At 41.9% G+C, this 12,962-nt stretch carries 13 protein-coding genes; 10 read left to right on the forward strand and 3 right to left on the reverse strand.

The features are described from left to right. Positions 1–37: 37 nt before the first annotated feature. Positions 38–1,999 (reverse strand): acetate--CoA ligase, encoded by a 1,962-nt coding sequence (gene acs / locus HKX40_RS00735; protein WP_171587651.1) that lies wholly within the window; start codon positions 1,997–1,999, stop codon positions 38–40. Positions 2,000–2,194: 195 nt separating this feature from the next. On the opposite strand from acs, the gene HKX40_RS00740 reads away from it, so the two are divergent. The 7 genes from HKX40_RS00740 to HKX40_RS00770 all read left to right on the forward strand — a co-directional run bounded on the left by HKX40_RS00740 (position 2,195) and on the right by HKX40_RS00770 (position 9,063). Beyond that, positions 2,195–2,995: a 3-hydroxybutyrate dehydrogenase gene (locus HKX40_RS00740; RefSeq protein ID WP_171587652.1), complete on the forward strand. Its 801-nt coding sequence runs from the start codon at positions 2,195–2,197 to the stop codon at positions 2,993–2,995. 133 nt (positions 2,996–3,128) lie between these two features. After that, the gene (ypfJ, locus tag HKX40_RS00745) at positions 3,129–3,998 is read left to right on the forward strand and encodes a KPN_02809 family neutral zinc metallopeptidase (RefSeq protein ID WP_171587815.1); all 870 of its coding nucleotides are present in this window, start codon (positions 3,129–3,131) and stop codon (positions 3,996–3,998) included. Positions 3,999–4,091: 93 nt separating this feature from the next. Next, complete coding sequence (locus HKX40_RS00750) at positions 4,092–4,736, forward strand: site-2 protease family protein (protein ID WP_171587653.1); 645 nt, start codon at positions 4,092–4,094, stop codon at positions 4,734–4,736. Positions 4,737–4,836: 100 nt separating this feature from the next. Then, complete coding sequence (waaC, locus tag HKX40_RS00755) at positions 4,837–5,793, forward strand: lipopolysaccharide heptosyltransferase I (RefSeq protein WP_171587654.1); 957 nt, start codon at positions 4,837–4,839, stop codon at positions 5,791–5,793. After that, complete coding sequence (locus HKX40_RS00760) at positions 5,790–7,142, forward strand: 3-deoxy-D-manno-octulosonic acid transferase (RefSeq protein WP_171587655.1); 1,353 nt, start codon at positions 5,790–5,792, stop codon at positions 7,140–7,142. The genes waaC and HKX40_RS00760 overlap by 4 nt, the downstream gene beginning before the upstream one ends. Before the next feature lie 7 nt (positions 7,143–7,149). After that, positions 7,150–8,049 carry a biotin--[acetyl-CoA-carboxylase] ligase gene (locus HKX40_RS00765; RefSeq protein WP_171587656.1) on the forward strand — a complete coding sequence of 300 codons (900 nt, stop codon included), beginning with the start codon at positions 7,150–7,152 and terminating at the stop codon, positions 8,047–8,049. A gap of 66 nt (positions 8,050–8,115) precedes the next feature. Beyond that, positions 8,116–9,063 (forward strand): type III pantothenate kinase, encoded by a 948-nt coding sequence (locus HKX40_RS00770; protein WP_171587657.1) that lies wholly within the window; start codon positions 8,116–8,118, stop codon positions 9,061–9,063. Between the two features lie 16 nt (positions 9,064–9,079). On the opposite strand, the gene HKX40_RS00775 is transcribed toward HKX40_RS00770, so the two are convergent. Further along, entirely contained in the window at positions 9,080–9,445 is a 366-nt protein-coding gene (locus HKX40_RS00775) for a cyclophilin-like fold protein (protein ID WP_216605122.1), read from the reverse strand. 101 nt (positions 9,446–9,546) lie between these two features. After that, positions 9,547–10,731, reverse strand: a complete 1,185-nt coding sequence (locus HKX40_RS00780; protein WP_171587659.1) for an MFS transporter — start codon at positions 10,729–10,731, stop codon at positions 9,547–9,549. A gap of 189 nt (positions 10,732–10,920) precedes the next feature. Here HKX40_RS00780 and HKX40_RS00785 point away from each other — a divergent pair, with 189 nt between their 5' ends. The 3 genes from HKX40_RS00785 to HKX40_RS00795 all read left to right on the forward strand — a co-directional run bounded on the left by HKX40_RS00785 (position 10,921) and on the right by HKX40_RS00795 (position 12,923). Further along, the gene (locus HKX40_RS00785) at positions 10,921–11,838 is read left to right on the forward strand and encodes a LysR family transcriptional regulator (RefSeq protein ID WP_171587660.1); all 918 of its coding nucleotides are present in this window, start codon (positions 10,921–10,923) and stop codon (positions 11,836–11,838) included. Positions 11,839–12,102: 264 nt separating this feature from the next. Continuing rightward, the gene (locus HKX40_RS00790) at positions 12,103–12,708 is read left to right on the forward strand and encodes a hypothetical protein (protein WP_171587661.1); all 606 of its coding nucleotides are present in this window, start codon (positions 12,103–12,105) and stop codon (positions 12,706–12,708) included. Between the two features lie 65 nt (positions 12,709–12,773). After that, positions 12,774–12,923 (forward strand): hypothetical protein, encoded by a 150-nt coding sequence (locus HKX40_RS00795; RefSeq protein ID WP_171587662.1) that lies wholly within the window; start codon positions 12,774–12,776, stop codon positions 12,921–12,923. The last annotated feature ends 39 nt before the right edge of the window (positions 12,924–12,962 follow it).

Below are 12,962 nucleotides of genomic sequence, written 5' to 3' on the forward strand. Positions count from 1 at the left end.
AAAAAGCCTTTGTAATTATTACAAAGGCTTTTTGTTTTTAAACACTCTGACTTAATTGCTCCATCACTTGAGGGTTTTCTAGGGTAGATACATCTTGTGTTACCACTTCACCCTTAGCCAGTGAGCGTAATAAACGACGCATAATTTTACCAGAGCGAGTCTTAGGTAAGTTCTCACCAAATCGAATATCATCAGGCTGGGCAATCTTGCCGATTTCCTTGGCCACCCACGCCTTAAGCTCGGCAGCAACTTTCTGAGCCTCTTCACCTACTGGGCGTTCGCCTTTAAGCATGACAAAAGCAACAACTGCTTCCCCTTTAATTTCATGTGGCTTGCCAACTACAGCAGCCTCGGCGACAAGAGGATGAGCAACAAGAGCAGATTCAATCTCCATAGTGCCTAGGCGGTGACCAGAGACGTTAAGTACGTCATCAATACGCCCCATGATGCGGATATATCCTTTTTCATCGCGAGAAGCAGAGTCTCCAGCTAGATAAAGTTTGCGACCAAACTCATCAGGGAAGTAAGTAGATACGAAGCGATCATCATTGTTATACACTGTACGCAATAATGAAGGGAATGGGCGACGAATCACTAATGAACCACCATGACCTGTTGGTACAGAGTGTCCAGTCTCATCGACCACATCAACCATAATACCAGGCAATGGTAGTGTGCAAGAACCTGGAGTGATAGGGAATGCACCAGGAAGTGGGGCAATCATATTAGAGCCTGTCTCTGTTTGCCACCAAGTGTCTACAATTGGGCAACGAGAGCCGCCGACTTTTTCGTAGTACCACATCCACGCTTCAGGATTGATTGGTTCACCAACAGAACCTAACAGACGTAGTGAAGATAAATCAAATTTTTCTGGTAAGTCTGCCCCTAATTTAATCAAAGAGCGAATAGCAGTTGGTGCTGTATAGAATGTGGTGACTTTATGCTTTTCAATCATTTGCCAGAAGCGAGAAGCGTCTGGGTAGGTAGGAACACCTTCAAAGACAATCTGAGTCGCGCCTACTGCCAGTGGACCATAGCAAATATAGGTATGGCCAGTAATCCAACCAACGTCTGCTGTGCACCAGTAAACATCGTTGGGTTTGTAATCAAATACCCACATCATAGAGACGATGGCTCCTAGCAAATAACCGCCAGTATGATGTTCTACTCCTTTAGGTTTACCAGTAGAGCCTGATGTATAGAGAATAAAGAGAGGATCTTCGGCATTCATGACGGTAGGTTCGCAAACATTACTTTGTCCAGCGATAACATCATTCCACCATATATCACGCCCTGCATCCCAAGGAACCTCGGTCTCTGTGCGCTTAAGTACAATGACTTTTTCGACTGAGGTACAATCTCCTTCGCTGAGAGCCTCATTTACTGTTGCTTTAAGAGGAGTACGCTTGCCACCACGAACACTTTCATTGGCCGTAATGACAATTTTAGCTTCTGCATCTTGGATACGGTCTTTAAGTGCTCCAGCAGAGAAGCCTCCAAATACAACAGAGTGTACAGCCCCGATACGTGCGCAGGCCTGCATTGCTACTACGGCCTCTGCCACCATTGGCATATAGATAATGACACGATCACCTTTAGTCACGCCAAGAGACTTTAACCCATTGGCAAATTCACACACACGGTGATAGAGTTGCTGGTAGGTAATATGCTCACTACTACCATCGTCACGTTCAAAAATAATTGCTGTCTTATCCCCCTTGTCTCCCAAATGGCGATCCAAGCAGTTATAAGAGGCGTTAAGTTCACCATCTGCAAACCATTTAAAGAAAGGTGCACGAGATTCATCTAATACTTGCGTAAAAGGTTTATGCCAAGAAATGTACTCATTAGCCAAGTCACGCCAAAATCCTTCATAATCAGTTTCAGCTTTTTTGCACAAATCCTGATAGGTTTGCCAGTTAATATTTGCTTGTTTGACAAACGCATCGCTGGGTGCAAAAACACGTTCCTCTTTGAGGACTGATTCAATCGTAGACATCGTTGCTCTCCTATTATTAGACTCAGAATGCAAATAAGATAGATACCCGACTATATTGCTTTAGAATTAAAGCATCTGTAAATGAGTAATTACGCTAATGCTGGTGTAATAACGTTAACAAATTGCTTCATAATCTGCATTTTTATCCTATAAAACGGTATCATATAGCGTTAATTCGTATTTAGGAGACATATTATGACAACTGAACTTCAAACCTCTCTCAAAGGCAAAGTTGCGCTCGTTACTGGTGCAGCAAGCGGTTTGGGTCGTGAAATTGCGGAAACTTATGCTAAAGCAGGGGCAGCTGTAGGTGTGGCAGACCTTAATATTGATGGAGCTAATGCTGTCGCCGAGCAAATTAAAGCGGCGGGTGGTCAGGCCATTGGTTTAGCCATGGATGTAAGTGATGAAACTCAAGTGAACCAAGGTGTTGCTCAGCTTGTGCAAGCCTTTGGGGGGGTGGATATTCTGGTATCCAATGCAGGCGTCCAAATTATTGATCCTATTCATAAGTTTGAGTTTTCTCAATGGAAAAAGATGCTGGCTATTCATCTAGATGGTGCATTCTTAACGACAAAAGCGGTGCTTGAACATATGTATAAAGACAATAAGGGCGGTGTTGTAATTTATATGGGTTCAGTGCATTCACATTTGGCATCTCCTCTCAAGGCTCCCTATGTGACAGCAAAACATGGATTGTTAGGATTGGCTCGTACATTGGCTAAAGAGGGGGCTCCTCATAATGTACGCTCTCATGTGATTTGTCCTGGTTTTGTAAAAACTCCTTTGGTGGAAAAACAAATTGCAGAGCAAGCCAAAGAGCTTAATATCAGTGAAGAAGATGTGGTGAAAAAGGTCATGCTTGGTGGTACTGTAGATGGTGAGTTTACGACACCGCAAGATATTGCTCAGACAGCTTTATTTTTGGCAGCATTCCCTAATAAGGCATTGACAGGGCAGTCTGTGGTGGTAAGCCATGGCTGGTTTATGCAATAATTCTTCCGCAAAGAAGTGATGTTGGTGTGGGCCTCTTTGGAGGCTAACGTCATTAGTAATGGTAACCCAAGGTGCTTATCGATTATCAAGTATAGTTATGAGCATCTTGTTGTATTTTTTTGAATTATTAGATATGCGTTTAGATGACTGGCGACAAAGCCAAAATATTGAAGACCGTCGAGGTGAAAGAGGGACTTCTCGTGGAGGAGTCTCTTTTGGTGGTGGGCGTAAAATAGGTGTTGGTACAGTGGTACTCGCTTTGGCTGCGTGGTACTTTTTAGGTGTTGATCCTATGACGTTATTAAGTGGTGATTTTTCACCAACGGCCACTTCTGTTTCTACTTCTCGCTCTTCTGATGGTACACAGCCAAGTGATGCAGAGGGTGTGTTTATCGCTAAAGTATTGAGTACTACAGAGACTGTTTGGGGGCGTATCTTTCAGCAACAGGGCTGGGGGCAGTATCCTCAACCTACATTAGTATTGTATACAGGTGCTACACATAGCGCTTGTGGTACTGGTCGAGCACAGATGGGGCCTTTTTACTGTCCTGCAGACCAAAAGGTCTATCTGGATTTAAGTTTCTTCCGTGAGACAGGACAGCGTCTTGGTGTTAAAGGTGACTTTTCTCAAGGATATGTATTGGCTCATGAGGTTGGGCACCATGTACAACAGCTTTTAGGTTTATTGGATCAGTACCAGCGTGCCAAACAAGCCCGTCCAGAGCAAGCCAATAAAATATCCATACAATCTGAATTACAGGCAGATTGTTTTGCTGGGCTATGGGCACATGAATTAGCCAAGCAAGGTAATGTGATTGAGCAAGGGGATATCGAAGAGGCTATTGAATCAGCACAGGCTGTAGGAGATGATCATATTCAACGTAGTACCCAAGGTTATGTTGTGCCTGATTCTTTCACTCATGGTAGTTCTGCTCAACGGGTGGCATCGTTTACACGAGGTTTTAAAACTGGCGATATTTACCAATGTGGTCTAAAGAGGTAATAAGAGGTTTTGCTGTAAAAAGCAAGGCTGATTCACTAAAATGAAGAATTGCATTGGATGGACTCAAATAGATTTATTTACTAGTAGTTGTTTATGTCATTAGATCAAATTCTTTTTTATATTAGTGTATATGTGCCACCACTGCTTTTTGCTATTACATTGCATGAAGCAGCCCATGGCTATGCTGCACGTTATTTTGGTGATAATTCAGCCTATGCTGCTGGACGCTTAAGTTTGAATCCAGTCCATCATATTGACCCCATCGGGACGATTGCCTTACCGCTCATTTTTATTGTTATGGGTACTCCATTTATCTTTGGATGGGCAAAACCTGTACCGGTAGATATTGGACGCTTACATAACCCCAAGAGAGATATGATGTATGTAGCAGCCGCAGGACCATTGGCTAATCTAATGATGGCATTCTTGTGGGCAGTGGTATTGCGCCTGTTGATTGCGCTAGAGTTTGACTCTGAAGTGCTGATGAGTATGTGTATTTTTGGTATCAAAATTAATATCATTCTCATGCTATTCAATCTTTTCCCTATTCCTCCTCTTGATGGAGGTCGGATTTTAGTGGGGTTATTACCTATGCGAGCAGCCATCAAGTTGGCAAGTTTAGAGCCATACGGTATGTTTATTGTGGTGGCTTTATTGGCAGTAGGGGCTTTTGAATTTTTATTTAAAGACCTGTTTATTGGTATTATCAAAGTCATTTTCTATTTGGTAGGGTTGTGATTTCGGTACAATAAGCGAAGGATAGTGTTTTTTGCTAGAGTAATAATGACTTAATGGAACCAAGATTAATTTGGTTCATTGCCAGCTTTTTGGAATACAGATGACAACAAAAATATTAATTGTACGCTCTTCATCGCTAGGGGATTTGGTGTTCATGCTACCTGCTATTTCGGATATTGCGAAGCATGTTCCTGATGCCCAAATTGATTGGGTGGTCGAAGACGTTTTTAAAGAAATCCCATCATGGCATCCAGCAGTTCATCGTGTGATTCCTATCTCTCATCGCAAGTGGCGTAAGTCTTGGTGGTCCAAACAAGCCAGAGAGGGACGAGCAGCGTTTAAGAAAGATCTTCAAACGACAGAATACGACGTCATTTTGGATATGCAGGCATTGATGAAATCTGTGTGGGTGGTACGTCAGGCAAAAGGCAAAGTGCGTCATGGCTTGGATTGGAAGTCTGCTCGCGAGTCGTTGGCTTCTCTATTTTATGATGTCAAACATAAGGTAGAATTTTGGCAACCTGCAGTGACTCGCCAACGCTTGTTAGCGAGTTTAGCTTTTGGATATACCTATGATGGTCCCCCTGATTTTGGTCTCCAAGCCTTTACTGATGGTGTAGAAATTCAACCTTATGCAGTGATTATGCCATCCGCCAGTCGTGATGATAAGTTATGGCCAGAAGCAGATTGGCACGCTGTTTTTGATAGATTGACACAAGCAGGCTTACATCTGAAATTGCTAGCGGGCAATGAAAAAGAGACTTTACGTGCGCAAGCACTAATTGCGAATTATACGAATGCACAAGTGTTGCCTAGGATGAGTTTGACAGAGGTAGCACAGGTATTGGCACCAGCTCGCATCATGGTGGGATTGGACAGTGGGTTGACTCATTTATCTGCAGCACTAGGTCGTCCAACCATAGGTATTTATTCTGCTTCAACCCCAGTGAGAACTCCTCTAGTGGGCTCGGGATTTACCGCTAGCTTAGGGGATAGAGGTGTTCCTCCCTCTAGAGAAATTGTGTTGAATAAGTTAGAGCAGGCATTAGCAGAATGAATCAATTTTTTTATACATTGTTATTGCGAACTCTTAAACCTCTTGCACTGAAAGTACTTGAACGTAAGGCACAAAAGGCAGGAGGAAGTTGGGATATTCGAGGTTCAGAACGATTTGGTATCTATCCTCAGACACCCACTACTTTGTTAGATAGCGAACAGGATGATTTTCCTATTCATGGACATAGGTTTGAGTTTAAGCGACCAGTCTGGGTTCATGCAGTTAGTTTGGGAGAGACAAGAGCCGCTCATACATTTATTCGTATTTTGTTGGATCAGGGCTATCCTGTATTGCTGACACATATGACAGCAACCGCCAGAGTGCAAGGAGCAAGATTATTCTCTGAGGATATAGGAGAGGGTAGATTAGTTCAATCATGGTTGCCCTATGATTTGCCAGAGGCGGTGAATGGTTTTTTAGAACATTGGAAACCTCGCTGCGGTATCTTGATTGAAAGAGAGGTCTGGCCTAATTTAATTGATGTGGCTAGCAAGAAAAATGTTCCGATGATTTTAGCCAGTGCACGTTTATCAGATAATTCAGTTAAACAAGTCAAAATGATGGGGAGTGTACTTCAAAAGGCTTATCAACGCTTGTCACTTATCTTGGCACAAAGTCACCAAGATGCAGAGCGATTTATGGAGATTGGCTTGCCCAAACCGCAGGTAATCGGTAATTTGAAGTTTGACCTGAATGTGTCCACACAGCAGCAAATGATGGGGGTGCAGTTGCGCCAGCATTTACAACGCCCAGTTATTGTGATTGCAAGCACCCGAGATGGCGAGGAGCAGGTATTTATTCAAAATATTATTGCTGAGAGAACGGTGGATATGGTTGCGTCAGATGATGCCCCACAGACTCCTCTTTACGTGATTATTCCACGTCATCCACAACGTTTTGCTCAAGTGGATAGTCTGCTGCAAAAGTCGAATTTACGTTATGTGCGTCGTTCTGATAATCCTACGGATGAACAAATTAAACAAGTAGATGTCTTATTTGGTGACACATTAGGAGAGATGTTCTTCTACTATGGCATGGCGGATGTCGCAATTATTGGAGGGAGCTTCGGAGATTTTGGAGGACAAAATCATATCGAGGCTTGTGCAGTAGGAGTGCCTGTGATTGTGGGTCCACATACAAAGAATTTTGAAAAGTCCGTTAATGACGCCATTATTGAGGGAGCTGCTCGACGGACAGATAATGAACAAAATGCACTATTGTTGGCTAACCAATTGCTCAAAGATAATGCATTGCGGTTACAGATGGGCAAGGCAGGTAAACAGTGGTTGCAACTACATCAAGGTGTAAGTCAACGACTATTTGATATGCTATTGCCCTATTTATCGTGAGAGAAGTATGGAGTCTTTGTTTTTACCCAGTCCAGACTTGATGCAGGCCAGTTTGCGTAATAGTTTGGCAGAGTTTGCTGATGTAGAATGGTTGAGTCAAATTAACTCGACTAATGTTTTTTTAGTGCAGTCTGCCAAAGATACTACCCAAGAAAGTTTTCGTCCTGCCTTAATTGGCGCCCATTATCAAACTTCAGGCAAGGGGCGTCTCGGACGTAAGTGGGCAGGGGAATCTGGGGGGACTCTAATGTTTTCTTGTGCTTATGATGTCTTTTTAGAAGATGCTAAACTGCCTATGTTAGCTCCTGTGGCAGGTATTGTAGCTTGTGAAGAATTACGCAAAACAGTTGGTGATGCATTTGCCCCACGTCTCAGTATGAAGTGGCCTAATGATATTCAATATAACGATGCGAAATTATCAGGATTGCTTGTTGAAACTGTAAAGCCTAGTTTGGGTAGGCGAGGTGAGCAACATCGTGTGGTGGTCGTAGGAATGGGAATGAACCTCGCACATGCACGAGAGTTAAGTCAAAGTTTAGGTCGAAAAGTCGCTGACTGGACATCTGTTTTGCAAGATATGCATAAAGATGTGCAGCAGATGAATCAGTCCATGGCACTATTAGTAGCTCGTATTGCTAGGGCTTGGTATGAGGCATTTGCGGTATATGAGCGAGAGGGTTTTGCTCCTTTTGTATCTCGTCATCAAGTGATGGATGCTCTGTATGACAAAGTGGTCGACGTGTGGCAAGACGATAAGTTTGTGATGCGAGGAATTGCCAAGGGTCTAGATGATAAGGCACATTTGATTTTAGAGTTGAGTAATGGCCAGTTATTACCACTGTTGACGGGTGATATTACAGTGCGTGCATTAGAAAGCGACGATATGGGAGTTTGCTCAGAGCAATGACCTGACGAGCTAGCTGAGTTTGGTCCAAGAAAGGCAATATAGAGCAGTGTAGGGGCATAGGATAGCATGAAAAAAGGTTTCTTCTTGCTAATGGATAGCGGCAATAGTCGCTTAAAGTGTCGTGCAGTGGATGCATTATGGTCTCCCTCAAAGAGAGATATACAGCAGAATACAAAGAGTGGGTCTGCTGTATCTCATCCTATTTCTCAAGAATCCCTAGCTCATGCAACCATCCCTAATGATCAGTTAGTTAGCTTACAGGAAATACTTAAGCATTGGATAAGCACATTTGGTGAGATTGTGCAGGTCTATGCTGTATCAGTAGCCTCAGAACAGATAAGGCAGATAATAGAAACCCAGATAAATGCAGTTGGGGGATGTGTGCAATGGTTGCAAGTTGCACGTAGTGAACTAGGATTGCAGAATGCTTATGATGTTCAACAGATGGGAAAAGATCGTTGGTATGGTGTGTTGGGTGCGTATGTTCATCATGTTCAGCATTCGATGGAAAACCATGCTGTTATCAACAGTAAAGAAAAAAACAAGCTTGCAGGGGCTAACAATGCCTTTCTCTATATCAGCTTTGGTACTGCTACTACCATTGATGTAGTTGTGGGGCAGCAGTACTTAGGCGGTGTGATTTTCCCAGGTGTGCAGCTGATGCAACATAGCCTTTTTCATGGTACAGCTCAACTGCCAGAAATTCATTTGCATGAGAAGAGGGCGGATGTTTTTCCTACCAATACAGAAAAAGCGATTGAAAGTGGCATTGTGATTGCACAAGCAGGGGCAGTGTTGCGTCAAATCCAACGTGTGTATGAGCAATACCAAGTAGTGCCAACGCTGTATGTCAGTGGCGGAGCACGTTATGCCGTAATGCAAGAAATTCGACAAGCATATGCACAGTGGGAGGCTATGAGCAGTGTAGATGCGTTGCCTGCGCTACAAATCATCGAGCTCGAAGCCCCTGTGTTGGATGGTATACAGGCGTGGGTAGTAAACCATATTGACTAGCTATTGCCTACCGACATTATTGAACTGGACGGATAATAATTTCTGTGTCATCAGGCAACTGATGCAAGTGCTCTAACCCTTGTTCAAATCTACCGAAATAAATTAGTCCTCTCGCTTCACCGACGTTAGAATTATCCGTAAAGATGGCGATATTCCCCCACGGTGCATAATAAGTGAGATCTCCTTTTCTACCTGCATAGCTGCGAGGTGCATCCTTTGTAGATAAGCGTGAATCGAGATTGCCAATTTTTTCTACCCCGGCATAATTACTCAGTTTGAGTTTTAGGGGTAGTAGTTTATAAAAATCACGTGCGGTGGGATTATCCGCCAAGCTGGCAATGATAGATTGTTGTTTATTATGAGTTTCAATATGAATTTTCATAATGCTACCTTGGGAAAAAATAGGAGTAGGAAAAAGCATACTAGCCAGTAAAAAAACGCAGACATTGTTTTTTCATCATTTTTCTCATGACTTATCCTCATTTAGGATGTGATACTTTTTACTCGTAAAAAGACAAAGCTAAAACTTAATACCAAAAAGAGTAATGCACCAAAAACAGAAGCATTAGATCCGAATGTGGTAATAATTGTGCCACTAATCGTTGTGCCAAACATTGTGCCAAGATTGGCTGAGGTTAGAAATAAACCGTTGGTAAATTCAGGGGCTTCAGGTGCAGACTGAGTAATCATGTATTGCATATTGTTGGCGGCTATTCCAGCCAAGACACCAAGTAATAAGGTGATGATGGTTGTCAAAATAAAATTTGCTCCAAAGAAATAGAGAGCAATATATGCTATGAGTAAGGCTAATGGAATGATAATAATAGAAAGCATTGGAACTTTTGATAGCATTTTTCCTGCCAATGCATTGCCGATAATATTGGCCCCCCCATACACAAACAGCAATATACTGATAGTGTTGTAAGATAAGTGAGTAATTTCCTTAAAGAAATCAGCCATATAACTGAAAAAACCAAAAATTGCCCCGTTAATCAGTACAGCACTTATTACAGAATACCAAAGAATATTTTTCTTTAAGACCCTAAGTTGCGAGCTGTAAGATAGCTGCTGGGTTGCAGGCAAAGAAGGAACAAAGCAGATGGTTGCCAAAAGTACTGCTGCATTGAGCAACGCAAAAAATAGCATAGCCATCGACAAAGAGGTATTACTAGCAATAAATGATGTCACTGGCACCCCTAACACCATTCCTGCAGAAACACCGATAAATACACGGGAAATTGCTGTTGGGGCTTCTTTAACGCTGACAGAACTAGCTGCTACAGAAAATGCCATAGCAACATAGACAGGATGTAGGAGTGCAGGCAGGATACGGCAGGCAAGCAACACATTAAAATTGTCCGTTAGCATGGCGACAATATTGCTTGCTGTAAATAGACCAAGGGTCAGCACCATCGCATATTTTTTATTTATTCTTGAGAATAATAGAGGCAACACAGGTGCCGAGACAGCAATTGTTAAGGCGAATACGCTGACTACCCAACCTGCTTGCGGTACAGTGACATGAAATTCTTCCGCAATCAGGGGAATAATTCCTACCACTCCCATTTCGGTATTGATAATACTGAAAACACCGAGCGTTAAAATAAGTACCACAATAGTGTTAGAAACAGGATGAGTGTTAGAAACTGGATGAATGTTTTGGCTCATATAGTATTCGGTGAGTTTAATTTAGTTTGATGGTTTGCCATTATGGGGGTGCAGGTTCAATAAGAGTTCCTTAATATGGCTTTCTATCAACGGCAGAATAATCGTAGAATGAGCATATTATAGGAATTGAATTATTTCCAGTAAATTTATAAAATATTATTTCATAATTTCTATAAATGAAATAATAAAATGAATAATCGCTTTGAGGCTTTAACCGTTTTTTGTTCGCTCGCTGAGACTTTGCAATTTAAGGAAACTGCCAGTCGGCTTGCCGTTTCACCGCCTGTGGTTACGCGGGTTATTGCGGAGTTGGAGGATTACCTAGGTGAACCACTCTTTCAGCGTAATACTCGGCAGGTACGATTGACGGATTTTGGTGAGCATTTTTTGCCTGAAGCCCAAGCGTTGTTAGCACAAAGTGAACGCCTGTTTGTTTCGGGGAAGCAGCGGCAGGAGCGTGAAATGTCGGGACTGGTGCGGATTACGGTGCCAAGCTGGCGGATTAACGACAATATCTTGGCGAAATTATTGACAGCACTTGCGCCTTATCCTGAGTTGATTATTGATTGGCGTGATACGATGAGTAAGCTGGATACCGTGACCCACCGCATTGACATCGGAGTGCGTATTGGTTTGCAGCCGGATGATAAATTTATCGTTAAAAAAATTACGGACATTGGGGATGTATTGGTAGCCTCTCCAGCACTTATCGCACAGCTAGGTAAGCCAAGCTCGTTAGATGATTTAGTAACACGTTACCCTTTCGCCGCCCAAATTAACCCTAGCACAGGGCGTGCATGGCCTTTCCCTCTTAATCCAAGCCAAATACTCAAACCACATCGGATTAACTTCCTCTGTACAGATACCTATACGGCTTTGCAAGCGGTGTTACAAGGAAAATCAGTGGGCTTATTAAGCGATTTTCTGTGTGAACCTTATTTGCAATCGGGGCAACTCGTGCGGTTATTTCCTAAGGTGGATATTCAAAAGTGGCAGCTATTTCTATACCGTCCATACGAAACAGTGACACCACCCAGAGTGTTGAAAGTGTTTGAGGTGTTGGAGGGGATTCTAAAAGAGGAGTTTGGGAGAGTGGTGAGGGGGTGAGATTTTTGCTGAAAGATGACGATATAAATAAACTATTGATTTTTATCTTTGATTTGTTTATGCTATAATAATGGAATTGATGATGAGTTTTTTGTGCATCAAGGCTAAATTATTTTTAATTTTATAACTGAGTAAAATCTGAACAATTGTTTTTCTTTATACTTAAATTTTTTATCTAAACCAGTTTCTGGTACAAAAGAAATAAAACATTTTGAAACCTATCGAATACAAGAAGATACTTTCATCTCTCCTTACGAAAGTGCAGTGTCAGAGGTTGTAGACCGGGCAGCTAGGGATACCCAATCATATGAGTTACAATGTCTAACCCTGCAAGCATTGCCAGCATCAAGTCTGGGTCGTATTACTCGCCGTACTATTGATGCAAATTTTCAAAGAATTCTGCGTAAATTACGACATATCTGTATCCAATATAGAATGCCATGGAAGATTGCAAAAGTTAGAGAAAGTTTAGTGATTTCTCCTGATATCATCATTTGTATTGACACAGGACTTGAACCATATTTTTCACGGTTACCTAATTTTGAAAGTAGAGCTTTATATTCTGATGCTATTTCTGATTTTGAGATAGGACGCATCGGCTGTATGAGAGTTTTCTCTATTTTGGATTTGCAAGATACCTTAGGATTTAGCGGTAAGAAGTATCCAATCCTAATTATCCATAAGGAAAGTTTCTCTTCTGGATTATCGAATAACTTAGCAAATCTTAAATCTCAGTTGCGATCAATGATTAGAAGCAATTTTGATGATTTTGCAGGGGAAGGAATTGTTTCACTTAAATGTCATGTGAGCGTTAAAAATAAAGTTTTAGGGCAATTGGTGTTGACAGATCTTACTGTGCATGAAGATTAATTTGTCATTAACTACCTTTGTGATGTGTAAAACCCAATGATTCCGATAATCTTAAGGAGAAAGATATGGTGAATAATATCGATTTGGATAGTTATGCCCTATTGATTAGTAAAGTTTCTAGGATATTGGAAGGTTTATCTATTAAGCGATGTGAACCTCAAGTCGTAGCAGATTTGGCCAAAGGTTTATCTGTACCTAGAAATACACATAATTAATTCATTTATGCTATGATTAAATAACTTCCAACTCTTGGA

Origin of the sequence: Pelistega europaea (assembly GCF_013133775.1) — a bacterium.
GTDB classification, from domain to species: Bacteria; Pseudomonadota; Gammaproteobacteria; order Burkholderiales; family Burkholderiaceae_B; genus Taylorella; species Taylorella europaea.

Coding starts and splice junctions, on each gene's coding strand:
- acs (WP_171587651.1), bottom strand. CDS start 1,999: ATGTCTACGATTGAATCAGTCCTCAAAGAGGAACGTGTTTTTGCACCC.
- HKX40_RS00740 (WP_171587652.1), top strand. CDS start 2,195: ATGACAACTGAACTTCAAACCTCTCTCAAAGGCAAAGTTGCGCTCGTT.
- ypfJ (WP_171587815.1), top strand. CDS start 3,129: ATGCGTTTAGATGACTGGCGACAAAGCCAAAATATTGAAGACCGTCGA.
- HKX40_RS00750 (WP_171587653.1), top strand. CDS start 4,092: ATGTCATTAGATCAAATTCTTTTTTATATTAGTGTATATGTGCCACCA.
- waaC (WP_171587654.1), top strand. CDS start 4,837: ATGACAACAAAAATATTAATTGTACGCTCTTCATCGCTAGGGGATTTG.
- HKX40_RS00760 (WP_171587655.1), top strand. CDS start 5,790: ATGAATCAATTTTTTTATACATTGTTATTGCGAACTCTTAAACCTCTT.
- HKX40_RS00765 (WP_171587656.1), top strand. CDS start 7,150: ATGGAGTCTTTGTTTTTACCCAGTCCAGACTTGATGCAGGCCAGTTTG.
- HKX40_RS00770 (WP_171587657.1), top strand. CDS start 8,116: ATGAAAAAAGGTTTCTTCTTGCTAATGGATAGCGGCAATAGTCGCTTA.
- HKX40_RS00775 (WP_216605122.1), bottom strand. CDS start 9,445: ATGAAAATTCATATTGAAACTCATAATAAACAACAATCTATCATTGCC.
- HKX40_RS00780 (WP_171587659.1), bottom strand. CDS start 10,731: ATGAGCCAAAACATTCATCCAGTTTCTAACACTCATCCTGTTTCTAAC.
- HKX40_RS00785 (WP_171587660.1), top strand. CDS start 10,921: ATGAATAATCGCTTTGAGGCTTTAACCGTTTTTTGTTCGCTCGCTGAG.
- HKX40_RS00795 (WP_171587662.1), top strand. CDS start 12,774: ATGGTGAATAATATCGATTTGGATAGTTATGCCCTATTGATTAGTAAA.